The following is a 26970-nucleotide window of genomic DNA, read 5'->3' as shown; positions in this document are numbered from 1 at the left end:
CTGAATGACCAAAGATATGCAATCCTTAGCTCTTGTTCCACAAGGAAGTATTGAAGCCTATGTTAGGGCGGCTAATGCTTACCCGATGCTTACCGCTGAGGAAGAAAAGGAACTTGCTGAACGGCTGCATTACCACGGTGATCTGGATGCTGCCAAGCAACTTATTTTGTCGCATTTGCGCTTTGTTATTCATGTTGCTCGTAGTTATGCGGGGTATGGTTTGCCGCAAGCGGATTTAATTCAGGAAGGAAATATCGGCTTGATGAAAGCGGTGCGTCGTTTTAATCCTGAGGTTGGTGTTCGCTTAGTTTCCTTTGCGGTTCACTGGATCAAAGCAGAAATTCATGAATATGTGTTACGCAATTGGCGTATCGTAAAAGTTGCAACAACTAAATCTCAGCGTAAGCTATTCTTTAATCTAAGAAAAAATAAAAAGCGTCTTGGTTGGTTTAATCAAGAAGAAGTGGATATGGTTGCTGAAGAACTTGGAGTAAGCACGAAAGATGTCCGCGAAATGGAATCTCGCATGGCCGCACAGGATATGGCATTTGATATGTCAGATGACGACGATAGCGGTGATTTCGGCGGTCCAATTGCGCCAGTCTTATTTTTGCAGGATAAATCATCGGATTTTGCAGGTTCCATTGAAGATGATAACTGGGAAAGTCACGCGACTGATCGGCTATCTGATGCATTAGATTCCTTAGATGAGCGCAGCCAAGACATTATTCGGGCACGCTGGCTTGATGATGACAACAAAACGACGTTGCAAGAACTGGCTGATAAGTACGGTGTATCAGCTGAGCGTGTTCGTCAGTTAGAAAAAAATGCCATGAAAAAACTGCGTTTAGCCATGGAAGAAGATGACGACGAGATGTAATTTGTTGTTAAATAAACTGCGGTAAATAATTATCTGCATTTGTCTTCAATAAAATGGAGTATAAATGCAGATAATCACATCTTATATTCTGTTTTTATTTCTGGCCTTATAAATAGGCAAACAACCTACTCTTAGTCGCTATACAACTCTAATGGAAGGCCATCAGGGTCAGCAAAAAACGTGAATCTTTTTTGAGTGTAAGGGTCAATCCGTATTTCTTCACAAGTCACCCCTTGTTTTGCTAAATAAGCGACCCATTTATCTAAGTTATCAACACTAAAAGCAAGGTGGCGAAGCCCTGCTGCTTCGGGGTAGCTCAACCTTGCTGGTGGATCAATAAAACTGAATAATTCAATTTGATAATGTTCCCCAAAAGCTAAGTCTGCTTTCCATGAATGGCTTTCAGCACGGTAGTATTGTGCTAGTAAGTTTAAACCTAAAATACGGCAGTAAAAATCTTTACTGACTTCAAAATTTGAGGCGATGATCGCAACATGATGGATTTTATTTAACTTCATGTAGGTAGCCTATCTGTTTTTCCCATACGTCTGGTTGTATTGTCGCATTAAACCCGCAGGCGGTTAAAAATAATTGCATGTGTTGTTTTTCTTGTGGCAAAACATGACTGAAATTGAACTGCCAGTGTTCTACATCAGGATGAGCTCGGAAAATTTCTTGCATTAAATATAAGCCAACACCTCTGCGACGAGTCGCCTCACGAACACAAAAATCACGAATAATGGCATGATGATGGTCAACGCTCACTTTAGCGGCTGCAAGTAACCTTTCATTAAAGCGAGCAGCATAAAACTGTTCCCCAGTTTTAAGTATTTCAGTAAGTTCATGTTGGCTCTGGTCAGGCCAGATTTTATGTAAGTCTAGGTATTGCTGTTCAGTAGGAATGACCAAAGGGATAATAGTGAGTCTCATGATGTTTTGTCCGTTTCCCTGTAAGGGTTGCAGTCACTGATCCTGCCAGAGTGATCTACAACTGGTTTTTGGGTTTTAGAGAGAAAAATTTGGTACGACTTAATTTTCCGAGTTTAGCTCGGATTAATTTAAATTTAACTAGAATATAACACTGGTATTTACATAAAAACCACTTAAACACATTAGTTTTTTATTCTGCATCTAATGTAATTACCTACCATATCCATTTGCTATTTAGCATAATTATCTTGTTTAATGTTATGAAATATATAGCCTTATTCGCTGTATTTTGAAATATCAGGCATTGTACCTGTCAACCATAATAATCTACTACAAATCAAATACAAACACTCAGAACCATGAAGACGGGGACGATAAAATGAAGAATATGAATAAAGCATTATTAGCGGGCTGTATCGCGATGGCATTCAGCTCTGCGGGATGGGCAAAGGAAATTAAAATTGCGGTTGTTGGCGCAATGTCAGGGCCAGTGGCTCAATATGGTGATATGGAATTTACAGGAGCGCGTCAAGCTATTGCAGATATTAATGCAAAAGGTGGCATTAATGGTAATACACTAGTTGCAGTTGAATACGATGATGCTTGTGACCCGAAGCAAGCAGTTGCAGTTGCCAATAAAGTAATCAATGATGGTATTCGCCATGTTATTGGTCATCTGTGCTCTTCTTCTACTCAGCCTGCATCGGATATCTATGAAGATGAAGGCGTGATTATGATCACCCCTGCGGCAACGAACGCCGACCTCACTACCCGTGGTTACCAAATGGTATTGCGTACGACGGGTTTAGACTCTGACCAAGGGCCTACCGCAGTTAAATATATTTTAGATGAGGTTAAGCCAACTCGTATCGCTGTGGTACACGATAAACAGCAGTATGGTGAAGGTTTAGCGCGCTCTGTTCGTGAAAACCTCAATAAAGCTGGTGTAAAAGAAGTGATGTTTGAAGGGGTTACCGCTGGTGACAAAGATTTTTCAGCATTAGTGGCGAAGCTGAAAAAAGAAAACGTAGATTTTGTTTACTTCGGTGGTTATTACCCAGAAATGGGGCAAATTTTACGCCAAGCGAAGCAATCTGGTCTAAACATCCGTTTTATGGGGCCTGAAGGTGTTGGTAACTCGTCATTATCGAATATCGCTGGTGATGCTTCGGAAGGGATGCTAGTCACATTACCAAAGCGCTATGACCAAGTTGCCACTAACCAACCTATTGTTGATGCAATTAAAGCGAAAAAAGAAGATCCAACAGGGCCATTTGTGTGGACAACTTATGCTGCTATCCAAGGTTTAACTACGGCAATGGAGCGTACAGGTAGTGTTGAGCCTGAAGATTTAGTCAAAGATTTGAAAGCAAATCCAGTTGAAACTGTAATGGGAACGCTAAGCTGGCAGCCAAACGGGGACTTGAAAGGTTTCGAGTTTGGTGTATTTGAATGGCACAAAGATGGGACTTCCACCTCTGTAAAATAGTCGCGAGTCGTGTTCCAAAGTAGTGAATAAGAACCGGAAGAGAGTCACTTTCTTCCGGCTTCTGTTCTCTATATAGGACAAGCAGTTCGAAAGGATAGTCTTATGTCAGATCAAATTCTTTATTTTATTCAGCAATTCCTTAATGGATTGACTCTTGGCAGCACCTACGCACTCATCGCTATAGGTTATACCATGGTGTACGGCATCATTGGTATGATTAACTTTGCCCATGGCGAAGTGTATATGATAGGCAGCTATGTTTCTTTTATTGTGATCGCAGGCTTAATGATGCTTGGGATTGACGTTGGCTGGATCTTAGTCGCTGCGGCATTTGTTGCCGCGATCGTTGTTTCCAGTGCTTATGGTTGGAGTATTGAGCGTGTTGCTTATCGGCCTGTACGTCATTCTAAACGTTTAATTGCATTGATCTCGGCGATCGGGATGTCTATTTTTCTACAAAACTATGTCAGTTTGTCACAAGGTTCACGGGACTTAGCGTTACCAAGCCTAATTACAGGGCAATGGGTGCTCGGTGAAAGTGATGGTTTTGCAGCAACAGTTACGAAAATGCAGTTAACAATATGGGTGGTAACACTGCTAGCGATGCTGGCGTTAACCGTATTTATTCGTTATTCAAAGATGGGAAGAGCCTGTCGCGCTTGTGCTGAAGACTTAAAAATGGCGAGTTTACTTGGCATTAATACCGACCGAGTCATTTCGTTAACTTTTGTTATTGGCGCTGCAATGGCCGCAGTAGCCGGTGTTTTGTTAGGGCAATTTTATGGTGTTATTAACCCATATATTGGCTTTATGGCTGGGATGAAAGCCTTTACGGCAGCAGTATTAGGTGGAATAGGCAGTATTCCTGGCGCCATGCTAGGTGGTTTAATTCTTGGTGTGGCTGAAGCGATGACTTCTGCATATTTGAGCACTGAATACAAAGATGTCGTGTCATTTGGTTTATTAATCGGTGTGTTATTAATCATGCCTACCGGCATTCTGGGACGCCCGGAGGTCGAAAAAGTATGAGAAAAGAAAATTGGATTAACGCCATTGTAGCCTCAGCCACTTTTTTTGTGCTGGCGTTATTTATGATGGGGATGCAACTTACACTTGATGGAACAAAACTGGTTGTCACAATGGGGGATTCTGTTCGTTGGAATTGGATTCTTGCAGGGATTGTCGTCATTTTTGTGTACCAGCTTGTCCGCCCAACGTTAAGTAAAGTATGGAAAGGCGTTCCTAAGAAAGCTTGGTCTATTCCTGATTTTGATGGTTCCACAACAAAACAGAAAATCTTAGCGGTCATAATCATTATTGCTGCAATTATTTGGCCATTTCTAGTTTCACGTGGAAGTGTTGATATTGCGACTTTAACACTAATTTATGTGATGTTAGGGTTGGGGTTAAACGTTGTTGTTGGCCTTTCTGGTTTACTGGTTTTAGGTTATGCAGGCTTCTATGCGATCGGCGCTTATACTTTCGGGTTATTAAATCATTACTATGGTTTTGGTTTCTGGGAAAGTTTACCGATTGCAGGGTTAACCGCGGCATTAGCCGGTTTTTTACTAGGCTTCCCTGTTCTGAGATTAAGAGGTGACTATCTTGCGATTGTGACGCTCGGTTTTGGGGAAATTGTGCGTATTTTATTACTCAATAATACTGAGATCACAGGTGGGCCGAATGGGATTAGCCAGTTACCTAAACCTACATTGTTTGGTCTTGAGTTTAGCCGTACAGCAAAAGAGGGATGGGACACATTCCATAACTTTTTTGGGTTAGATTATAGCCCTGGTGATCGGATTATTTTTCTCTATTTTGTCGCGCTACTGCTAGTTGTATTGACGCTGTTTATCATTAATCGGCTGCTTCGAATGCCGTTAGGCCGTGCGTGGGAAGCGTTGCGTGAAGATGAAATTGCATGTCGCTCACTAGGCTTGAGTCCAACGCGAATTAAATTAACCGCTTTTACTATTAGTGCCGCTTTTGCGGGGTTTGCGGGGACATTATTTGCCGCAAGACAAGGGTTTATTAGCCCAGAGTCATTTACCTTTGTTGAGTCTGCATTTGTACTGGCTATTGTTGTACTTGGGGGAATGGGCTCGCAAACATCGGTGATTTTAGCCGCTATTATCTTAGTTGTATCAAGGGAAATGATGCGTGACCTTAACCAATACAGCATGTTGTTATTGGGGGCATTGATGGTATTGATGATGATTTGGCGGCCACAAGGCTTATTACCAATGAAACGTCGACAAATGCAGGTTAAAAAAGTACCTGAAGGGGAGGGCGCATGAGTCAATTAACTTCCCCTTTATTACAGGTCAGTGGCTTAACCATGCGTTTTGGTGGCTTACTTGCGGTTAATGATGTCGAACTAGGGATTAATCAGGGTGAAATAGTGTCCTTAATTGGGCCTAACGGCGCAGGGAAAACAACCATTTTTAACTGCTTAACTGGCTTTTATAAGCCGACTAGTGGCACTATCTTATACCATGATAAACACCTTGAAGGCCTATCAGGGCAAGCTATCGCGCGTTTAGGGGTTATCCGAACTTTTCAACACGTGCGGTTGTTCAAAGAAATGACTGTCATTGAGAACCTACTTGTTGCGCAACATCAACATTTGAAAAGTGGTATTTTTTCTGGTCTTTTAAAGACTCCAGGTTTTCGCCGTGCAGAGTCAGAAGCTCTTGATAATGCGGTAAAATGGTTGGAGCGAGTTGACCTATTACCGTTTGCTAATCGGCAAGCAGGTAATTTAGCGTATGGGCAACAACGACGTTTAGAGATCGCACGCTGTATGGTGACTCGCCCTGAAATTTTAATGTTAGACGAACCCGCAGCAGGACTTAACCCTAAAGAAACTAACGACTTAGATGAATTAATTGCTGAATTACGCAGCCATCATAATGTTTCTATCTTATTAATTGAACATGATATGAAATTAGTGATGGGGATTTCAGACCGTATTTATGTTGTGAATCAAGGTACGCCATTAGCCAATGGTACACCAAATGAAATTCGCCAACATCCAGATGTGATTAAGGCCTATTTGGGGGAAGCTTACTGATGTTAGAGTTTAAAAAAGTTTCTACTCACTATGGGAAGATACAAGCACTGCATGGGATCAGCTTAAATATTCAAAAGGGTGAAATTGTGACCCTAATTGGTGCTAATGGTGCAGGGAAAACAACCTTATTAAGCACCTTGTGTGGCGACCCTCGAGCATCTGAAGGCCAAGTTATCTACCGAGGTGTGGATATTACTCAATTACCTACATCGAAAATTATGCGTGAAGATATTGCATTAGTGCCAGAAGGGCGGCGTGTATTTTCTCGTATGACGGTAGAAGAAAACCTCGCTATGGGGGGATTTTTCGCTAATCGCCAAGAGTATCAAGAACGTATTGAACGAGTATATACGCTATTTCCAAGGCTCTATGAACGTCGAAACCAACGCTCGGGGACGATGTCAGGTGGGGAACAACAGATGCTTGCCATAGGGCGTGCTTTAATGAGTCAGCCTGAATTGTTGTTACTCGATGAGCCGTCACTAGGGTTGGCTCCGATTATTATTATGCAAATTTTTGATACGATTCAACAGCTACGGGAAGAAGGCATGACCATTTTCCTTGTTGAGCAAAATGCTAATCAAGCTTTGAAACTCGCTGATCGCGGGTATGTACTGGAAAATGGGCGTATTGTCTTGGAAGACAGTGGAAAAGCCTTGTTAGCCAATGAGGCTGTCAGAAATGCTTATTTAGGCGGTTAGTGAGAATATATTAAATACTTCGGGCTGTGGGAGTGCAATAGCTCGAAGTATTTAATACCAATGCTTTCTGTATTATTTTTTTATAATAGTAATTTTAAGCTTATCTTTATTATCATTAATATGTTTTAAAACACCATTATTATTATTCATTAATTCAAGTGTGCCGTCGTCACGTTTAGTTAAATAGGTTTTTCTTTCGACTGAGATTAATAAGTTTGGCAATTCACGACCAAAACTAGTAGCTATATTTATATATCTAAAATTTTTATTAGCCGTAATGATACAATCGCCATTTTCTGTTTCTTTAATCGTAAAACTAGTTCTCATATCATCAATTGATTCATCATTTTGGATTGTATCTATAGCGTTATTCCCTATAATATAATTATCATCTTTGTTTATTTTATGTAAACGAATGAGTGGGTCGGCGAGAAAGCCTTGATGAGTGATTTGTGATATTATTTGTGCGTTTTTTGAACCGAATTTTGCAGTAAGAACTCTTGCATCTTTAATATTTACTGTGTTTTCTTGGCGATATGGGGTGTGTAAATAAACATTCATTCTATTGAAATCTTTGTTGAATTTATCAGATAGTTCCCTATCAAAAGTAAATCCATCAGATTCAAGAATGTGACCCAGAGCGGTAGATGTCGTTTTATCATCACTATTTGGAGTAAATCTTTCTATTTTAGTTTTTAATATAATTGAAGTTGAATTTTTATCATGAATAATTTCTTTTTTATATTTACTAAGATTCTGAAAGTATTGCTTAAGGGAAATTATTTTACTTTTATTATTTAATGTCTGTTTTCTTTTATTTATTATTGATAACCTGAATGATTCTAAAATTGATCCTAACGCTATTTTAATTCTGTGAATAGAACTTGGGAGTGATTTTTTATTCGAGCTGTTATTTTTTATACAGTGAGTATTTTCGAGGGAATAGACAATATTCTTAGTAATTTTAGTCATAAAGGGTCACTTAGTAATATATTTAAATTTAGGGTAGATTATCTCACCCTAAATTTAATGTATTGCAAAAATAGATAACTATTAATTTGGTATTTATCTTTTATAAGTGACCTGTTTTGTGAAGAGCTTATTTCATTAGAGTGAGTTCTAGCCGTGTTATCTGTTCATTTTTCTATTTTTACGGAATGTGAAGTATCTCCCATTTCAGCTATTTGCTTGTTTCTATGTATAAAATTAAATGTATATACAACTTTTTCCATAGAAACAGAGAGCTACTTGTTGTTGTATAACTTTTCTGACTCCCCTTTTTCCACTGTTCGTATAAAAATTCAAATTTAAATGTATATACTTTGTGAATTAAATGTATATATATTTGAATGCAAGATAAATGATTTCAATGAATAGATAGTCTCGAGCACGTTGATATTGATTTAATGTATTGATTTTAAATCAGTTAACTGACCTGAAAATAAAGGTGAATTGTCGCTAACAAGGTATCTCGTAGATTATCACCGTAGAAAATTGTTAATTTAAAGTTAATTGAAAATGGATGATAGGGGATACAACCATGCAAAACCGTACAGACTTAACTCGAGTGATCCGCGCTCCACGAGGCAGTGAAAAAGCCTGTAAAAGCTGGCTGACTGAAGCCGCGTACCGGATGATCCAAAATAATTTAGACCCCGATGTTGCTGAGCACCCTCAAAGCTTAGTGGTTTATGGTGGTATCGGTCGTGCAGCCCGTGATTGGGAATGTTATGACAAAATTTTAGAAGTATTAAAAACATTGGAAGACGACCAAACCTTGTTAGTTCAGTCAGGTAAACCTGTCGGAGTATTTCCTACTCATCCAGATGCTCCACGTGTACTAATTGCCAACTCAAATATTGTTCCACATTGGGCGAATTGGGAGCACTTTAATGAGTTAGATCGCAAAGGTTTGATGATGTATGGGCAGATGACCGCGGGTTCATGGATCTATATTGGTTCTCAGGGGATAGTTCAAGGTACCTATGAGACTTTTGTTTCACTTGCAAAACAACATTTTGATGGCAATGCTGCGGGTCGTTGGATTTTAACGGGAGGTCTCGGTGGAATGGGAGGAGCGCAACCTTTAGCCGCGACGATGGCCGGTTTTAGCATGATTGCGGTTGAATGTGATGAAAGCCGTATCGACTTCCGTTTAAGAACCCGTTATGTGGATAAAAAAGCCACTTCACTCGATGAAGCATTGCAATACATTGAAGAAGCAAAAGCGACAGGTAAGCCGGTATCTGTGGGGCTATTAGGTAACGCCGCAGATATTTACAGTGAGTTAGTCAAGCGCAATATAACCCCTGATTCTGTGACTGACCAAACGAGTGCTCATGACCCTGTTCATGGCTATTTACCTCAAGGCTGGTCATTAAATCAATGGCGAGAAAAACAAGAAACCGCTCCAACTGAGGTCACGAAAGCTGCTAAGAAAAGTATGGCGGTTCAAGTGGATGCCATGTTGACAATGCAAAAACGTGGCTCTGCTGCTTTTGACTATGGTAACAATATTCGACAAATGGCTAAGGATGAAGGTATCAGTAATGCCTTTGATTTTCCTGGGTTTGTTCCTGCTTATATTCGACCATTATTTTGTGAAGGGATCGGTCCATTCCGTTGGGTCGCTTTATCGGGAGACCCCGAAGATATTTATAAAACCGATCAAAAAGTCAAAGAGTTATTGCCTGACGACAAGCACTTACATAATTGGCTAGACATGGCCCGTGAGCGCATTGCTTTTCAAGGCCTACCAGCACGCATCTGTTGGGTAGGGTTAAAAGATAGAGAAAGGTTAGGCCGAGCTTTTAATGAAATGGTGAAAAGTGGCGAATTAAAAGGACCTATTGTGATTGGGCGTGATCATTTAGATTCAGGTTCAGTGGCAAGCCCGCACCGTGAAACAGAATCAATGAAAGATGGTTCTGATGCCGTTTCTGACTGGCCGCTATTGAACGCATTATTAAATACTGCGGGAGGCGCTACATGGGTTAGCTTACACCATGGTGGTGGTGTGGGTATGGGCTTTTCTCAGCATTCAGGCGTAGTCATTGTCTGTGATGGAACAGATGCTGCCGATAAGCGTTTAGCTCGTGTCTTACATAATGACCCAGCAACGGGGGTTATGCGCCATGCGGATGCAGGTTATGACATTGCAATTAACTGCGCCAAACAGCAAGGGCTTAATTTGCCAATGGTTAAGTAATGTTGTTTGCCGGCGACTGTTGAGCCGGCAACATTCTGGAATAATAAGGAATTCAGTATGAATGCTGCATCAATTCAGAAAAAACAAGGGCCACTGGCAGGGATCAAAGTGATCGATTTAAGCCGTGTATTAGCGGGTCCTTATTGCACCGGTATGATGGCTGATCTTGGTGCTGAAGTCATTAAAATTGAAGTGCCTAATCATGGTGATGATAGCCGCCATTTAGGGCCTTTTATTGATGGTGAAAGCGTTTATTACGGCTTAATTAATCGTGGGAAACGTAGCATTGAGCTGGATCTTAAAGCGGATGAAGACCGCGCTATTCTTTTTCGATTAGTTAAAGAAAGCGATGTTGTTGTTGAAAACTTCCGCCCCGGTGTCACTAAAAGGCTCGGTATTGATTTTGATAGCTTAAAAAATCATAACCCTAAATTAATCTATGCCAGTATTTCAGGGTTTGGTCAAAACAGCCCATTAGCAAGTTACCCCGCGTATGACATTGTGGCACAAGCGATGTCAGGTTTAATGAGTGTCACAGGGTTCCCTGAAACGGGGCCAACGCGTAGTGGCGAATCTATCGGAGATGTCTGTGCTGGTATGTTTGCTTCATGGGCGATCAGCAGCGCGTTATTTGCCCGAGAACGACACAATGAGGCGGCACAATACATTGATGTTGCTATGGTTGATGTGTTACTGAGTATGCAATTAACCGGGCTTTCAAACTTATTTGCTCATAATAAAGCACCAAATTTAGTTGGGAATCGCCATCCTGTTTCTACGCCATTTGATACTTACCATGCAAAAGATGGTTTAGTGGTAATAGCGATTGCCAGTGAAAAACTATTTCAACGTTTCTGCGAGTGCATGGGGAAAACTGAGCTTTGTCAAGACCCCCGTTATTTTGATGACCCCACTAGAACGCAACACCAAGCGGATTTAAGAAAAGAGATCGAAAGCTGGACTTGCCAAAAAACCGTTGAAGAAGTGTGTGATTTATTGTTAAACGCAGGGGTACCGGCTTCACCAATCCATGATTTACAGCAAGCAACACAGAGCGAGCATGCACAAGTACGTCAAGTACTCACTTATTTAAATGATGGTGGTACCCCGTTGATTTCTCAGCCCGTTTTTTTCAATGGTAATAAGCCACATTCAACATTACGAGCCCCTGTATTAGGTGAGGCAAATGCTATTTATAAGCCAGCGAAAACAACAACTAAAAATGCGGAGACAATGTTATGAGCTTTGAAATTAATGAAACTGAACAGGCAATTGTTGATGCAGTAGAAAAAGTATGTCACGACATTTTGCAACCTAATGCACAACGTTATGATGAAACCGAAACGTTCTGTGCTGAAAGTCTACAAGCGTTGGGAGAAATGGGGTGCTGGGGGATTAATTTACCTGAACAGTATGGTGGTTTTGGTATTGGTAGTATTGCGATGAGTAGGGTTGTTGAGGCTGTGGCGGCAGCTTGTGCATCTACCTCATCTGCATTAACAGCCCATTTCCTAGCAACAGATTCAATTTTAGTGGGGGGAACGGAAGAACAAAAAGCATATTGGCTACCGAAAGCGGCAACAGGTGAAATGTTAGGAGCATTCGGTTTAACAGAACCAGCTGCTGGCTCTAACCCAGCCGATATGCGAACAGTCGCTACACGTGAAAACAGCGGCTGGCGTATCCGAGGTAACAAACACTATATTACCAATGCTAAAGAAGCCGATTTTATCGTGTTGTATGCCAAAACAGATGTTGAGGCAGGAGCCCGCGGGATCAGCGCTTTTATGATCCCAAAAGGCACAGAAGGCGTAGCCTTTTCACAGCCAGAGAAAACCATGGGGCTACGTGGCAGTACGATTTATGAATTAGCTTTAAATTGTTGGCTACCTGAATCTGCCTTATTAGGTGAGGAAAATAAAGGGTTCCATACGGCAATGGAAGTACTAGATAAAGGCCGTGTCGAAGTGGCAGCAACCTCGCTCGGTATTGCTCGGGCAGCGATGGAAAGTGCTTTAGGTTGGGTCAAAGAACGTCAAATTGGTAAAAAACCATTAGCTGCATACCAAGGGACACAATGGCGTATCGCCGATATGCACACGCAACTTGAAGCTGCACGTATGTTGACATGGCGCGCCGCTGAGTTACGTGATTCAGGAGAGCGCTTTAGCTTGCAGTCAGCCACAGCAAAATTATTTGCTGCTGAATGTGCTGGTTTCGTGACTGATGCTGCATTACAGCTTCATGGTGGGTATGGTTATATTCGTGACCTTCCATTAGAACGTTATGTACGTGATGCACGAATTTTACGGATTTTTGAAGGTACTTCGGAGATCCAAAAGATCATTATTTCTCGTGCGGTTTTAGATGCGATTTAATTTATTTTAAAAATAATGAGCGAGTAGGCGGGACAGGCGGCTACTCGTTCATAAGGCAGCATAGGAGCACTACCTGACAACAGGATCATGGAATTAAAACACAACAACAATCAGGTTTAAGAATGTATTTCAATTAGTTACTGTGGGTGAATAATAGATAAAACATCATCCAGCGTAATGGTTAATAACTGTACCTTACGATTGTAGTTATTGCGGGTTCATTACGATTAATTGGTTCATTCTTTAGGCCAGCCTTGCTTAAAGAGGAGTTACCATGACAGTATCAAACGACATCGCGACAGGGCAAAAAAGTCGGCAGGAGAATGTACCACTAATCGAAGCTCGTTCCATCGATTACATTCCTGAGTCTGAACGCCATGGCACCTTATCGAGTCAATTTACACTTTGGTTCGGTTCTAATTTGCAGATAACAGCAATTGTAACCGGTGCATTAGCTGTAGTACTTGGTGGGGACGTGTTCTGGTCATTAATCGGCTTATTTATTGGCCAATTGCTAGGTGGTTCAGTAATGGCTTTACATGCAGTGCAAGGGCCAAAGTTGGGGTTACCACAAATGATTTCTAGCCGTGTGCAGTTTGGGGTATACGGTGCCGTTATCCCTATTTTATTAGTATGCATGATGTATGTTGGGTTCTCTGCCAGTGGCACGGTATTAGCGGGGCAAGCGGTTGGTCAGCTTATGCATGTAAGTGACTGGATGGGGATTTTAATATTTGGTGCCGTGATTATTGGGATCACCATTTGTGGCTACCGAATTATTCATATTCTCGGAAAAGCAGCGAGCGTGATTGGAGTGATTACGTTCTTTTATCTATTTTTCCGTCTGTTTTATATGAATGATGTTTCGGTATTACTGGAAAATCGTCATTTTGATTGGACGCACTTTTTATTAGCCATGTCATTATCAGCATCTTGGCAAATTGCATTTGGCCCTTATGTTGCGGACTACTCGCGTTATTTACCGACAAAAACGCCAACAATTAAAGCATTTATGGCAGTAGGTGCAGGGACTGTTATTGGTACGCAAGCCTCTATGATTTTAGGTGTATTTGCGGCGGCCCTTGCGGGGAATAAATTTGCGGGTAATGAAGTTGCTTATATTGTGGGCTTAGGTAGTACAGGGTTAATTGCGGCGTTGTTATATATCAGTATTTTCTTTGGTAAGGTCACAATAACGGCTCTAAATGCTTACGGTAGTTTTATGTCGATGGCTGCGATTTGGTGTGGCTTCCGTGGTAAAAGCCAAATTTCTCGTGGGCAGCGGTTATTTTTCATTATTCTGATGGTGAGTTTTTCGACAGCTTTAGGGTTGGCAGGGCAACATTCTTTTCTAAAACTGTTCTCTTCTTTCTTATTATTTTTACTGGCATTTTTCACTCCTTGGAGTGCGATAAACCTAGTGGATTATTATTGGGTGACAAAAGGTCGCTACGATGTACCTGAACTTGCAAACCCTGATGGCCGTTATGGTCGCTGGAATAAAGTAGGGATCGTGACCTATGTTGTTGGGGTATTGATCCAATTACCTTTTATTTCAACAGGTTTCTATACCGGTCCTTTAGTTGAAAAACTGGGTGGTGTTGATATTTCATGGATTGTCGGTTTAGTTGCAACCAGTATTATTTATTATATCGCGATAAAAAAATGGCCAATGTCTGTTGCTGATAAATTGATATTACCTACAACAAAATAATGTGAAATACCCCTTATTTAATTATTAACAGATTTATTTAAAAGATAATTGAGCAAGCCAATAGTAGTGAATTTTTCACTGCTAGGGCTTCTCTCAACCTAAAAACGATTTTGAATCCTCTTTATATAAGCCAATCGTTGAAGAATTGGATAGGAGTTACGATGAAAATTTTAGTCGCAGTGAAGCGAGTGATTGACCATAACGTTAAAGTGAGAGTTAAAGCTGATGGCTCTGGGGTGGAATTGGCTAATGTCAAAATGGCAATTAACCCATTTGATGAAATTGCTGTAGAAGAAGCAGTACGTTTAAAAGAATCCGGCAAAGCGACTGAAGTGATCGCTGTTTCTGTGGGGGATATTAGTTACCAAGAAACGCTGCGTAGTGCGATGGCAATTGGTGCCGACCGCGCCATTTTAATTCAGCGACCCGCTGAGTTAGCGTTAGAGCCGTTGGATATTGCTCGCTTACTACAACAAATTGTCGATAAAGAACAAGCTGACCTGATTTTGTTAGGTAAACAGGCAATTGATGATGACTGTAACCAAACAGGTCAAATGTTATCGGCATTATTAGATTACCCACAAGCGACATTTGCTTCACAAATTAAAATCGACGGTGGAACACTGCAAGTGACACGGGAAATTGATGGGGGGTTAGAAACGTTAGAAATGCCATTGCCAGCAGTCGTGACAACAGACTTACGGTTAAATGAACCTCGCTATGCAACTTTACCTAATATTATGAAAGCAAAGAAAAAACCTCTAGATATCATTGATATTGCTGATATGAATTTTTCACCATTGGGGCAAGTTAAAACGCTCAAGGTCAGTGAGCCGAAAAAGCGTGTTGGACAATGTACATTACTAAGTAGTGCAACCGCATTAGTCAGTGAACTGCAAGCGAAAGAAGTGATTTAACAGAGGGAAATGAATATGAGCCAAACATCAGTGTTAGTGATTGTCGAACATGATAATCAAACAATAAAATCATCAACTTATCATAATATTACCGCTGCTCATGAAATTCTTGCTGCTGGTGGTGAACTACACTTATTCGTTGCTGGGAGCCAGACAGCTTCAGTTGCTCAATTAGCTGCGAGCATCAAAGGTGTTAATAAAGTTCTAGAAATTCAATCTGATGAGCTTGAAGGGCAATTAGCTGAGCCAATCACCAGTGCGATTGTTGCGGTTGCTAAAGGCTATACACATTTGTTGTTTCCTGCGACAACATTTGGGAAAAATATTGCTCCGCGTGTCGCCGCAACACTAGGTGTTGCTCAAATTTCAGATATTACTCAAGTCATTGACTCACAAACATTCATTCGTCCTATTTATGCGGGGAATGCATTGGCAACAGTGCAGAATAATGGTCAACAAGTCGTGATCACCGTGCGAAGCTCTGCATTTTCTGGCGCAAAAGAAACGCAAAATAGCGCTCAAATTGAAAATGTTACCCTTGCACAACTCCCCCAGCGAGCACTATTAAAGAGCCAATCGTTAACACAAGTAAGCCGTGCAGAATTGAGTTCCGCTAAAGTCGTGATTTCTGGTGGTCGCGGTTTAAGTTCTGGTGAGAATTTTGCTTTATTAGAAACCATTGCTGACAAACTGGGTGCCGCTGTAGGGGCTTCGCGCGCGGCAGTCGATGCCGGTTATGTTCCTAACGATTATCAGGTTGGGCAAACAGGGAAAATTGTGGCGCCCGATTTGTATATCGCAGTTGGAATTTCTGGCGCAATTCAACATGTTGCAGGTATGAAAGAAAGTAAAGTGATCGTCGCCATTAATAGCGATCCTGACGCGCCTATTTTCCAAGTGGCGGATTATGGCATTGTTGGCGATCTATTTGAGATCTTACCTGAATTTGATAAAGCATTGGCGTAAGAGAGGGCATATGGCTATCGACAACATTGAGAATATAAACGAGGCTCCCGAGCGGGAATCGATGGAGTTCGATGTCCTGATTGTCGGTGGTGGGCCTGCAGGGTTATCGGCAGCAATTCGTTTAAAACAGCTAGCCGCAGAAAAAGGGGCTGAGCTCTCCGTTTGTTTAATTGATAAAGGGGTAGAAATAGGGGCGCATATTTTATCAGGAGCCGTAATTGACCCTCGCGCTTTAGATGAATTACTACCAGATTGGCAGCAAAAGGTAACAGCCCCTTTAACCGCAGTAACCCAAGACCGTTTTTTATGGCTAAAAGAAAATAAATTCAATCAGTTACCGTTATCTTTATTACCAAGTAGTTTAAAAAATAATGGCAATTTAATTGGGAGTCTAGGTCAAATTAGCGCGGCTTTGGCGGTTGAAGCAGAGGCGTTAGGTGTAGATGTTTTCGCTGGGTTTGCGGCTACTGAGGTGCTATTTGATGACGCAGGAAGCGTGATTGGCGTGACGACAGGGGATATGGGATTAGATAAAGCTGGCTCGCCCACCGCGATGTACCAAGCTGGGATGAATTTAGTTGCTAAAATGACCTTTTTTGCCGAAGGGTGTCGGGGGCAACTAGGTAAACAATTAATTGAACGTTTTGATTTAGCTGCAAACAGCGGTAAGCAAACTTATGGGTTAGGGATCAAAGAAATTTGGCAGATCCCAAAAGAACAGCATCAGCCAGGGGTTGTGATCCATTCAGTAGGGTGGCCATTAGATAATCACACTTATGGAGGTGGTTTTGCTTACCATTACGGTGAAGATCTCGTGGCTGTTGGGTTAGTTGTTGGTCTGAATTATGAAAACCCATATTTATCTCCCTTTGAAGAGTTTCAGCGTTTAAAAACGCATCCTGCTTTTAGTGGTTTTTTGTCTGGTGGTAAACGGATTAGCTACGGAGCAAGAAGTATGGTAGCAGGAGGCCTTGCTGCATTACCTGAGCTAAGTTTTCCTGGTGGTGCATTAATTGGTGATGATGCAGGCTTTTTAAATGCTGCACGCATAAAAGGAACTCATTGTGCAGTTAAAAGTGGGTCATTAGCAGCTGAGGCATTGTTTGGTTCTTTACATCATGAAACGGTAGATTATTCGCGATTTAAATCATTATTTCGCCAGCTGTTTGAGGATAGTTGGCTATATCAAGAACTTTATCAAACACGCAATTTTAAGCCATATATGAAAAAAGGGTTAGTTATTGGCTCAATGTTATTTGGGGCTGAACAGCTACTGTTGAAGGGGAAAAGCCCTTGGACACTGAAGCTCAAGCAAGCTGATCATGAAAATATAAAAGAAGCGAGTAAATTTCAACCAATAATATATCCAAAACCGGATGGTGTGCTGACTTTTGATAAGGCTTCATCTGTATTTTTATCAAATACTAACCATGAAGAAGACCAGCCTTGCCATTTAAAATTGGCGGATATCACAGTGCCAATCCAAATTAATTTAGCTAAATATGCGGCTCCAGAAACGCGTTATTGCCCCGCAGGTGTATATGAAGTCTTGGGGGAAATTAACCAAGAAAAACTGCAAATTAATGCGCAAAACTGCCTACATTGTAAGGCTTGCGATATTAAAGACCCATTACAAAATATAACTTGGACTGCACCACAAGGGGGAGAGGGGCCAATTTACCAAGGAATGTAAGGGGGAAATTATTGTTTGTGATGTAGATGTGCTTGATGTTTTTTTATTTTTATCAGTCGTTTTGGGGCATTATTGCCCCATTTTTTTATAGATTATTATCAATACGGGTATGTAATTTTAATTTATAACGAGAGCCTGCAGAGGTCATGTTGACGTAGCTAATTAATGTATTGCCAGTCCAAGTGCGTCGACTGAGCTGTAAACAAGGGGAATTTTCTTTTACTGATAACGATTGTGCAATTGATTTTGTCGCAAGTGCCGCTTCAATGGTATGTTCCATTTCACTGACAGGAAAATGGCGTTGTAAATAGCCGCTTGGTGTTTCCGTATCGCCGTATTTTTGTTTTACAAATTCAGGTGCAATAGCATGGTTCACGTAGCGTTCTTCTAACATTAAAGGGATATCATTTTCAAAGTGGAGCACTTTACAATATCCGACTTCACTTCCTTCTGTAATACCAAGTTGTAATGCAATTTCTGCGGAAGCAAGGATGACTTTCAGTTGCAATTGGTGACCACTATATTTATTACCACTTACAGATATTTCATCAAAAATATCAAACGCCTTGGTAACAGGAAGCTCATGTTTTTGAGTTGCAACAAAAGTGCCCTTTCCTGCAATACGATTTAGGATACCTTTCTGACTTAATTCTGAAATAGCTTTATTTACCGTCATACGGCTTACATTGAACTGTGCACAGAGTTCAAGTTCGGTAGGGATTTGAGTTTCTGGCTTAAAAACCCCTAAATCAATACTGCGTAAAATGTAAGACTGAATTTGCTTGTATGCAGGTTGTGATGTCATCGCTTTTATTCAAAATTATTGTTAGAAGAAGGGAGAAAATGGCGCTCTTGCTACATTTTACCCACCAATTTTGTATTGAATGCAAGTTTATCAGTAATTATTGGCTTTACTAGTAGGAGTCGCCTATTTATAGGGGAAGGCCCCGAGTAATTGTTATTTACAGATGCTCGTCATTGTCTGAATTATTTTATTATAGTGTAAGTTTTTCTAGGGCAATATACCTTTATTTAATATCATAATGTTAAATTTACTATAACAAATAGGCATCATTTATGGGCGTTCAGTATTTTCAAACGACTTTAACACAGTGTGATTATAAAAATGTCACCCCGATAGGTATGGTGAGGTTGTTAGCATCAGATAAAGTGTTTTTTTTCAATCAAGATGACTTTAAAAACAGCCAAATATTTTTGGATAGTTTGAAAAAGGGTGATGTACTGATTATTTGTGCAGAACAGATGAATGATGGCAGTTATTGGGTAAACTGGGTATACCATGAAACCAAAGGACGCTTAGAGCCAGATAGAACGGTCGGTTTTACTCGTAAGCTTGGAATACAATTTTTAATTTCATTGTTTTTAATGGCACTAATACCTGCAGTGTATTACTGTTTTATTGAAGCTGATGATAATTTTTTAATGATAATACTTGTGGCAGTGTTAGGCTGCGCAGCTTTTACTGGTATTGTATTATTTGTGTTAGTGCTTGCAGAAATAAAACATATTTTAAGTTCGAAGCGTAAATTAATTTTGAAGGCACTGGATTTAGTCATTGATGAACAATATAAAACTAATGGCCAAGACCAGCAAATTGATATTTTAGGTATAAAAAAAACGAAAACTAAGCCTGCCAAATTACATAAAGCCACTAATATTGGCATAGAGCAAACCTCTTTATCTTCTACGCGTGGTAAAACCAATATTACTGCTAACCTCAGTGTCACCATTGCAGCAGGAGATACAGAACAAAAGCTTAATCAAATCAGCTTACAAATAAATAAAGAACATCTGGATGTCTTAGTGTCGGCGAATGAGCCACTCTTTAATAACCATAGTTTGTTTATCGCTCAAGGGGATGAGCTTGAGGTTTATCATAAAAATCTCCAAGAGAACTCAAAAGAGCAAGTCGTCTTTGGCATCTACAATCATCAAGATGGTTTAGCATATAGCCTTATTGGTAAAGGTGCGCCCCAAGAACGAGGGTTTTATTACGGCTTATGGGGATTCACTGGTTTGATTCTTATTTTCTTAGTATTAATGGCTCTCGGACTATCTATTGCTGAAACTATGGAAAAAGGAGGGTACTGGGACTACTGGGATTGGATAAATCTTGTTGATACGGGTGGGTTATATATCAGTTTTGCAGTTTCAATTGTGTTGGGAATTAGTTTTCTTATCGGTTTGTGTGTGGCGGTCTATTTTAAAATATCTAAGCGCGGTAATGCGTATTATCAAGCTCAGTATTTATTGAAGCATTTACGTCGACAGCAAGGCAAAACTGATTATGTCACGGAGGTTCGGTCATGAATCCATTTCTCAGTAGGCATTTTATCTTATTAACGTTGGCTTTTGCGCTAAGTTTTATTTTTATTGTATTCGTATTTGTGCGTGATGGTACAGTTGATTGGCAGTGGGAAAAACATAATGAAAATGGGCCTGTTATCGCAAATTATGACTGGGCGACTACTTTTCCTGCTGAGAATGGCATGTTGATTATTGCTCAAAAAAGTAATAACCAAAGTTACTATTATTCGTTGTATAACAACTATACAAATTTTAGTGAGTATAGCTATCAAGTTTTGTTTGCAGATAACCAAGGTGTGCGTTTTATTACTCGTGCTGATGATAGTTTTTACAATGCAGTCTGTGAAAGAAAAGAGTGTTTAATTATTTTAAGAGATGGCTACCGAAAAATTAATTTAATTGATTTCTCAATCAGTGAGTTAATACCTTGGCAAGATAAATCTGGAGAGTTATTCTCTGCGTTGATCACGGGGAAAATCTACCAATCTAAAGGCCTACCTGCATATATTGTTGCGAGTAATGAGAATATCTTTATCAGCCAAGATAAAGGTATAACTTGGGAACACTTTATGAATGTGAGAAATTTAGCCAAGTCGTTATTTCCTGAGGAAATTGAAGGTAATTCAAATTTTTCCTATGCAACGTATCGAGATAAAGTGGTGATGTGGTACAGCTACGGTAATCAGATGGGGTCACTTGAGGTTATTATGGATATACCAACGAAACAGGTGGTTAGTAGTAAATGGTTACCTGTTCGCATCAATGAAGCAGCACAAAACCTTAATGGTGATATTTTTGTTATTGCTCAAGAGCCTTCTCGCCGGTTATTTTCTTTAATGCAATTTCATACCAATGGGACTTTCGAACTGATCGCCGAAAATGGTTATAATAATATGCATGAGCTAAAAGTTGGTCATAAAGGTGTCATTGTTTCAGAGTGGGTTAGGGGTTCTCAGCAATATCTAATGATGGATTTAACGACAAAAACGCTGCGTCATCGTCCGGAATTATCACTGTATAACAAAGTCTATAATGATAGCGACCAGTCTTTTATTGATATAGGCAGTATTTATTCAGATGAAAGCACCATAGAAAAAGGTGCATCTGTTTCTTATCAATCAGTACATTAATGCTATTGTAATATATTATTGATTATTAATAATATAGTTAATAAAAAAGGATAAGATTCCTCTTATCCTTTTTTGGTCATGATCTATTGCAAATTCATACAAAACCTACCAATAAAGTAATATATTGGGTTAAATTAAAAGAGCTATGATGTACGACAAGGAAATAAGCTAACGATATATAGAATGTGATTGTTTTTTATACTTTGGTTAGCTGCATGTTTATAATAATCTACTATTTGAGTGAAAAATAAACAACAGTGATTGGTTATATTATTACCTACCATTTGGCTATATAAATGGTAGATAATTTAGAATAATTCAGTTGGATGTTTTTATTGGGATAGAATAATAGTGATGATATGAAATATTACATCATTAAAGATTACTGATTAAATAATTTATGTTACCTCCATTTTTTAATCAAACAGTTGATTTCATCTAATAAACCTGAGTTACTTTATGAATATTATCAATTGGATGAAATAGAAATAAAGATAAAATCACTGAATAGGTGATATTGACTAGACCCTGTTTTATATTTGATGCAAAATAAAGCTGCAATAATTAATTCTAATTAAATTTTAATTGAGACAGCTAAATGAATATATCTAAAATCAGCATCGCATCTATTTTTATTGCTAGTGCATTATTAAGTGGTTGTGCAAAGGAATCTTCCCGTTCTTTAGCAGTAGAGAAAGTTGCGACTTATAATACTAATTACTCGGGTCCTAAAAGCCCAATATCAATTGGCAAATTTGATAACCGTTCGAGTTATATGAATGGCATTTTTTCAGATGGCGTTGACCGCTTAGGTAATCAGTCAAAAACAATTTTAATGACGCATCTTCAGCAAACTGGGCGCTTTAATGTATTAGACCGGGCTAATATGCAAGAGTTAAAAGAAGAAGCTGGAATTAAAGGCCAGTCCCAGCAATTAAAAGGCGCAACATATGTTATTACCGGTGATGTCACTGAATTTGGTCGAAAAGAAGTCGGTGATAGACAGCTATTTGGTATTTTAGGCCGTGGTAAATCACAAGTCGCATATGCAAAAGTTAATTTAAATGTTGTGAATGTCCAAACTTCCGAGGTGGTATTCTCAGCTCAGGGAGCAGGCGAGTATGAATTATCAAATAGGGAAATTGTCGGTTTTGGTGGAACTGCAAGTTATGACTCTACGCTAAACGGTAAGGTGCTAGATTTAGCAATAAGGGAAGCTGTGAATGATCTCGTAGTTGGTATTGAAAGTGGTGCATGGCAGCCAGCTAAATAAGGGAATATGATGAAATTTAAATTACTTCTTATTTTTGCTGGAGCCATTTTATTAAATGGTTGTGCTAACGAGCCAAAACCATTATATAACTGGGATGGTTATCAAACTACAATTTATCAATATTACCAGCAAACAGATACTGGCCCTCAAGAACAAATTCAAGCATTGAAAAAAAACCTTGAAATGAGTAAGGCAAACGGTCTTGCTACCCCTCCGGGGTTACACGCCCATTTAGGGTTATTGTATTCCACAACCGGAGCCATCGACCTTGCAATGCAAGAGTTCAACGCTGAAAAAGAATTATATCCAGAATCTGCGGCGTATATGGATTTTCTAATGAAAAATAAAGGGAAAGCAAAATGAGGCGTTTATTCATACTCAGCGGGCTGGTGATGGTTTGGTTATTAACTGGTTGTGCACAGCCAACAAAAGTTGATTATACTGCGTTTAATCAAAGTAAGCCAAAAAGCATTTTAGTGTTATTACCTCAGAATAGCTCTCCAGAAGTACAGGCTAGTCATGGTTTATTATCACAAACAGCCCTGCCTTTAGCGGAGGCTGGCTACTATGTTTTTCCTGTAGCGGTAGTGGAAGAAACATTTAAGCAAAATGGTTTAATAAATGCAGGGGATATCCAATCTGTTCCGCCCGCCAAAACCCGAGAAATTTTCGGTAATGATGCTGTGTTATATCTTAATATAACAGAGTACGGTACTAGCTATCAGGTTATTTCCAGTGATACACGTGTCACAGCGGATGCAAAACTTGTTGATGCGAGGACAGGGGCATTATTATGGAGCGGTTCGGCATCTGCATCGAGTGCTGAAAATAACTCTTCTTCCAATGGCATTATTGGTGTTTTAGTTTCGGCGGTTGTTAATCAAATTGTTGATACCATGACAGATAAAAGTTACACAATTGCAGGTATAACAAGTGCAAGGTTATTATCTGCAGGTACGCCTAATGGTATATTATATGGGCCTAGATCTCCTAAATATGGGAAAGATGCTCAGTAATTGTTAATTATTTGAATCATGGGTAAAGTATTCTAATCATACTTTACCCATTTTATTTTTGTTAAGCGTTATTTAAATAAAGCCAAATTACTCTTTATAATTATTAAATTACAGATATGAATAATAATTATTTTTTGTTTTTTTTATGTTTTAATATTTACAATCTTATAAAAAATAACGAATAAAATTAAATGTGTGACTTGAGTCAATTTGTCTTAGTATTATCTAATGATTATGTGATATAGGTATAATTATATGACAATCTCTATTACTTTATATTTTTAACTGTTATATATATGATGCTGTTGGTTGTACTAATTCCTTTTTGATAGGAGTCATAGTATGTTTTCGTTAAGCAAGTCTCTCATATCAAGGCATTTCTTCTATATGAAGAAATGGTTCAATATTGATATTTCTTTAGCCTTCTTTTTCCCAAATAAATAACCTTTTTTGTTTTTCTAAACTAAAAGTTTCGTTATAGCTTATTTTTTATAAGTACGATCCTTTGTATTTATTATTTAATGAAAAATTAAAGGTATTATCATGGCTAAAAGAATTGTAGAACCATTCCGTATTAAAATGGTAGAAAATATCCGTATTCCAAGTAGAGAAGAGCGTGAAGCTGCGTTAAAAGAAGCTGGATACAATCCATTCTTGCTACCAAGCAGTGCTGTGTATATTGATTTATTGACCGACTCAGGTACTAATGCCATGAGTGATCATCAATGGGCAGCAATGATCACTGGTGATGAAGCCTATGCAGGATCTCGTAACTATTATGATTTAAAAGATAAAGTTAAAGAGATGTTCGATTATGACTATGTGATCCCTGCTCACCAAGGTCGTGGTGCTGAAAACATGTTATTTCCTGTATTATTGAAAGTAAAACAGGAACAAGGTGGTGCTAAAAAACCTGTCTTTATTTCTAATTTCCACTTTGATACTACCGCTGCTCATGTTGAATTAAATGGCTGTAAAGCAGTTAATATTGTTACAGAAAAAGCTTATGACTCAGATACCTATGATGACTGGAAAGGTAACTTTGATATTCAAAAATTAAAGGATAACATTGCACAACATGGCGCTGAAAATGTTGTGGCGATTGTATCTACTATTACTTGTAATAGTGCCGGCGGCCAGCCAGTATCAATGGCTAACTTAAAAGAAGTCTATGAAATAGCAAAACAACATAATATCTTTGTTGTTATGGATTCAGCGCGTTTCTGTGAAAATGCGTATTTTATAAAAGAACGTGATCCTAAATATAAAAATTCAACAATTAAAGAAATTATTCTGGATATGTACAAATATGCTGATGCATTAACTATGTCAGCTAAGAAAGACCCATTATTGAATATTGGTGGATTAGTTTGTATTAAGAATGATGAAAAGATATTTACGTTAGCTAGACAGCGCTGTGTACCAATGGAAGGGTTTGTTACTTATGGCGGTCTTGCTGGTCGTGATATGGCTGCCATGGTTCAAGGCCTTGAAGAAGGGGCTGGGGAAGAATATTTACACTATCGTATCGGTCAAGTTAAATATTTAGGAGACCGTTTACGTGAGGGAGGGATTTCAATTCAATACCCTACTGGTGGTCATGCGGTATTTGTGGATTGTAAGAAACTAGTACCGCATATTCCTGGCGACCAGTTCCCAGCACAAGCGGTTATTAATGCATTATATTTAGAATCTGGTGTTCGTGCGGTTGAAATAGGCTCATTCTTATTAGGGCGCGATCCCGAAACAGGCAAACAAAAACATGCAGATATGGAGTTTATGCGGTTAACTATTGCAAGACGCGTTTATACCAACGACCACATGGATTACATTGCAGATGCTCTGATTGGGTTAAAAGACAAATTTGCTACTTTGAAAGGGCTTGATTTTGAATATGAACCTCCAGTATTAAGGCACTTTACTGCAAGATTAAAACCAATCAAATAATAGGTCGCTCTTATGGTTCCCGTGCAATGCGGGAACCTTATCCTTATTCTTAAGGTGAACACCATGAATAATTTGGCAGCCAAAAAAGAACCCTCCATATTGGTAGGGGGTTTTGTGCTAGGCGGTGCAATGATAGGGGCAGGGATGTTTAGCTTGCCAACTATTATGGCAGGAGCTTGGTTTATTAACTCTGTAGTTGTTTTATTAATCGTTTGTTTCTTCATGTTTCATTCAGGAATTTATATTTTAGAATGTATATCTAAGTATGGGGCGGGAACGAATTATTTTTTTATTTCTAAAGAATTATTACCAAAGTGGGCATGCTATATTGCTAATATAGCACTAATATTTGTTCTTTATATATTAATTTACGCCTATATATCAGCAGCAGGGTCAGTCATAAAAGAGGCTGCGGCTATTTATGGCTATAATGTTAATTTAAGATTAATATTTATTGTATTTACATTGATATTAGGAGCAAGTATTTGGTGGAGTGGGGTAGGAGCAAGCCGGTTAACATCTTTATTTTTATTTATTAAAATAGTTTTATTTATTTTGGCTTTCTCAGGGTTATTTTTCATTGTAAAAACAGATTTGTTATTAACATCACCAGTTGAAGGTGGAAACACATCACTATTGCCCTTTATCTTTATTATTATTCCATATGCAATTACTTCTTTTGGTTATCATGGCAATGTATGCAGCTTATATAAATTGTATCATGAAAATGAAAGGAAAGTGGTTAAAAGCTGTGTGATTGGGTGTGTATTAGCCCTTGTTCTTTATTTCTTATGGATATTAGGAACAATGGGGAATTTACCAAGAACAGAATTTTTAACAATTATTAATAAAGGTGGTAATTTAGATGCGTTTATTGAGTCGCTTTATGCGGTCCTCAATAGTAAGAATATTGCGACATTCTTACTATGGTTTTCAATAAGTGCAGTATTTTGTTCATTTTTAGGTGTTGCTATTGGGTTGTTTGATTATATTCTTGCTTCATTAAACTTTAAAGATAACCCATCAGGTAGAATGAAATCCGCCTTATTATGCTTCTTGCCACCACTTGTTCTTTGCATGTTATTCCCAAATGGTTTTCTCATTGCAATTGCATATGCAGGTATGGCCGCATGTATCTGGGCGATTATTTGCCCGGCAGTTATGGCATTAAAAGTAAGAGAGCGTTTCCCTGATTCTAGATTCAAAGTATGGGGCGGAAAAGGGCTAATCTATGCCGTTATCGCCTTTGGAGTCGTTGGCATTATTTGCCAATTGTTAGCGCAGTTTAATTTGTTACCGATATACCGTTAATTTTTCAAAATACAAG

24 protein-coding genes are annotated in these 26970 nt (G+C 39.2%); 20 read left to right on the top strand and 4 right to left on the bottom strand.

The genetic code is table 11. The features are described 5' to 3' along the window. Positions 1 to 4: 4 nt before the first annotated feature. A complete protein-coding gene (gene rpoH / locus RB151_RS19015) occupies positions 5 to 880 on the top strand; it encodes an RNA polymerase sigma factor RpoH (RefSeq protein ID WP_042846326.1) in 876 nt (291 codons plus the stop codon). 131 nt (positions 881 to 1011) lie between these two features. On the opposite strand, the gene RB151_RS19010 is transcribed toward rpoH, so the two are convergent. Then, positions 1012 to 1398 (bottom strand): VOC family protein, encoded by a 387-nt coding sequence (locus RB151_RS19010; protein WP_048606112.1) that lies wholly within the window; start codon positions 1396 to 1398, stop codon positions 1012 to 1014. Next, entirely contained in the window at positions 1385 to 1810 is a 426-nt protein-coding gene (gene panM / locus RB151_RS19005) for an aspartate 1-decarboxylase autocleavage activator PanM (protein WP_042846322.1), read from the bottom strand. Before panM ends, RB151_RS19010 begins: the two co-directional genes overlap by 14 nt. A 379-nt stretch (positions 1811 to 2189) precedes the next feature. On the opposite strand from panM, the gene RB151_RS19000 reads away from it, so the two are divergent. From RB151_RS19000 to livF, 5 genes are all read left to right on the top strand, one after another. Next, positions 2190 to 3299 (top strand): branched-chain amino acid ABC transporter substrate-binding protein, encoded by a 1110-nt coding sequence (locus tag RB151_RS19000; RefSeq protein ID WP_042846321.1) that lies wholly within the window; start codon positions 2190 to 2192, stop codon positions 3297 to 3299. Positions 3300 to 3401: 102 nt separating this feature from the next. Beyond that, the gene (livH, locus tag RB151_RS18995) at positions 3402 to 4328 is read left to right on the top strand and encodes a high-affinity branched-chain amino acid ABC transporter permease LivH (RefSeq protein ID WP_042846319.1); all 927 of its coding nucleotides are present in this window, start codon (positions 3402 to 3404) and stop codon (positions 4326 to 4328) included. Next, entirely contained in the window at positions 4325 to 5596 is a 1272-nt protein-coding gene (locus tag RB151_RS18990; RefSeq protein WP_042846314.1) for a high-affinity branched-chain amino acid ABC transporter permease LivM, read from the top strand. The genes livH and RB151_RS18990 overlap by 4 nt, the downstream gene beginning before the upstream one ends. Continuing rightward, positions 5593 to 6372: a high-affinity branched-chain amino acid ABC transporter ATP-binding protein LivG gene (gene livG / locus RB151_RS18985; protein ID WP_048606117.1), complete on the top strand. Its 780-nt coding sequence runs from the start codon at positions 5593 to 5595 to the stop codon at positions 6370 to 6372. Before RB151_RS18990 ends, livG begins: the two co-directional genes overlap by 4 nt. After that, positions 6372 to 7073: a high-affinity branched-chain amino acid ABC transporter ATP-binding protein LivF gene (livF, locus tag RB151_RS18980; RefSeq protein ID WP_042846311.1), complete on the top strand. Its 702-nt coding sequence runs from the start codon at positions 6372 to 6374 to the stop codon at positions 7071 to 7073. Before livG ends, livF begins: the two co-directional genes overlap by 1 nt. A gap of 72 nt (positions 7074 to 7145) precedes the next feature. Here the strand turns inward: livF and RB151_RS18975 are convergent, their stop codons facing one another. Then, complete coding sequence (locus RB151_RS18975; protein ID WP_071548624.1) at positions 7146 to 8045, bottom strand: hypothetical protein; 900 nt, start codon at positions 8043 to 8045, stop codon at positions 7146 to 7148. Positions 8046 to 8613: 568 nt separating this feature from the next. On the opposite strand from RB151_RS18975, the gene hutU reads away from it, so the two are divergent. From hutU to RB151_RS18940, 7 genes are all read left to right on the top strand, one after another. Further along, entirely contained in the window at positions 8614 to 10281 is a 1668-nt protein-coding gene (gene hutU / locus RB151_RS18970; RefSeq protein WP_042846308.1) for a urocanate hydratase, read from the top strand. 57 nt (positions 10282 to 10338) lie between these two features. Continuing rightward, the gene (locus RB151_RS18965; protein WP_071548623.1) at positions 10339 to 11523 is read left to right on the top strand and encodes a CaiB/BaiF CoA transferase family protein; all 1185 of its coding nucleotides are present in this window, start codon (positions 10339 to 10341) and stop codon (positions 11521 to 11523) included. Then, positions 11520 to 12659: an acyl-CoA dehydrogenase family protein gene (locus RB151_RS18960; RefSeq protein ID WP_042846305.1), complete on the top strand. Its 1140-nt coding sequence runs from the start codon at positions 11520 to 11522 to the stop codon at positions 12657 to 12659. Before RB151_RS18965 ends, RB151_RS18960 begins: the two co-directional genes overlap by 4 nt. Before the next feature lie 274 nt (positions 12660 to 12933). Next, a complete protein-coding gene (locus RB151_RS18955; RefSeq protein WP_042846304.1) occupies positions 12934 to 14373 on the top strand; it encodes a purine-cytosine permease family protein in 1440 nt (479 codons plus the stop codon). Positions 14374 to 14534: 161 nt separating this feature from the next. Then, positions 14535 to 15290 (top strand): electron transfer flavoprotein subunit beta/FixA family protein, encoded by a 756-nt coding sequence (locus RB151_RS18950; RefSeq protein ID WP_042846303.1) that lies wholly within the window; start codon positions 14535 to 14537, stop codon positions 15288 to 15290. Between the two features lie 15 nt (positions 15291 to 15305). Then, entirely contained in the window at positions 15306 to 16256 is a 951-nt protein-coding gene (locus RB151_RS18945; RefSeq protein ID WP_048606123.1) for an electron transfer flavoprotein subunit alpha/FixB family protein, read from the top strand. A gap of 10 nt (positions 16257 to 16266) precedes the next feature. After that, complete coding sequence (locus RB151_RS18940; RefSeq protein ID WP_042846300.1) at positions 16267 to 17949, top strand: electron transfer flavoprotein-ubiquinone oxidoreductase; 1683 nt, start codon at positions 16267 to 16269, stop codon at positions 17947 to 17949. Between the two features lie 85 nt (positions 17950 to 18034). On the opposite strand, the gene RB151_RS18935 is transcribed toward RB151_RS18940, so the two are convergent. Continuing rightward, positions 18035 to 18754 (bottom strand): UTRA domain-containing protein, encoded by a 720-nt coding sequence (locus tag RB151_RS18935; protein ID WP_042846298.1) that lies wholly within the window; start codon positions 18752 to 18754, stop codon positions 18035 to 18037. Between the two features lie 272 nt (positions 18755 to 19026). Here RB151_RS18935 and RB151_RS18930 point away from each other — a divergent pair, with 272 nt between their 5' ends. From RB151_RS18930 to RB151_RS18900, 7 genes are all read left to right on the top strand, one after another. Then, entirely contained in the window at positions 19027 to 20280 is a 1254-nt protein-coding gene (locus RB151_RS18930) for a hypothetical protein (protein ID WP_071548622.1), read from the top strand. Next, positions 20277 to 21407 carry a hypothetical protein gene (locus RB151_RS18925; protein WP_048606129.1) on the top strand — a complete coding sequence of 377 codons (1131 nt, stop codon included), beginning with the start codon at positions 20277 to 20279 and terminating at the stop codon, positions 21405 to 21407. Before RB151_RS18930 ends, RB151_RS18925 begins: the two co-directional genes overlap by 4 nt. A gap of 598 nt (positions 21408 to 22005) precedes the next feature. After that, positions 22006 to 22680, top strand: coding sequence for a CsgG/HfaB family protein (locus RB151_RS18920; RefSeq protein ID WP_042846294.1), 675 nt, complete (start codon positions 22006 to 22008; stop codon positions 22678 to 22680). Between the two features lie 9 nt (positions 22681 to 22689). Then, the gene (locus RB151_RS18915) at positions 22690 to 23043 is read left to right on the top strand and encodes a DUF4810 domain-containing protein (RefSeq protein ID WP_173424815.1); all 354 of its coding nucleotides are present in this window, start codon (positions 22690 to 22692) and stop codon (positions 23041 to 23043) included. Next, positions 23040 to 23696, top strand: coding sequence for a DUF799 domain-containing protein (locus RB151_RS18910; RefSeq protein ID WP_071548621.1), 657 nt, complete (start codon positions 23040 to 23042; stop codon positions 23694 to 23696). Before RB151_RS18915 ends, RB151_RS18910 begins: the two co-directional genes overlap by 4 nt. 543 nt (positions 23697 to 24239) lie before the next feature. After that, positions 24240 to 25643 carry a tryptophanase gene (locus tag RB151_RS18905; RefSeq protein WP_042846291.1) on the top strand — a complete coding sequence of 468 codons (1404 nt, stop codon included), beginning with the start codon at positions 24240 to 24242 and terminating at the stop codon, positions 25641 to 25643. Positions 25644 to 25706: 63 nt separating this feature from the next. Beyond that, positions 25707 to 26954 carry an aromatic amino acid transporter gene (locus RB151_RS18900; RefSeq protein WP_042846290.1) on the top strand — a complete coding sequence of 416 codons (1248 nt, stop codon included), beginning with the start codon at positions 25707 to 25709 and terminating at the stop codon, positions 26952 to 26954. Positions 26955 to 26970: the final 16 nt, after the last annotated feature.

The sequence above is a fragment of the Providencia rettgeri genome (assembly GCF_001874625.1).
Classification (GTDB): domain Bacteria; phylum Pseudomonadota; class Gammaproteobacteria; order Enterobacterales; family Enterobacteriaceae; genus Providencia; species Providencia huashanensis.
The sequence above is the reverse complement of the archived record's forward strand: the minus strand, read 5'-3'. Positions and strand labels throughout refer to the sequence as shown.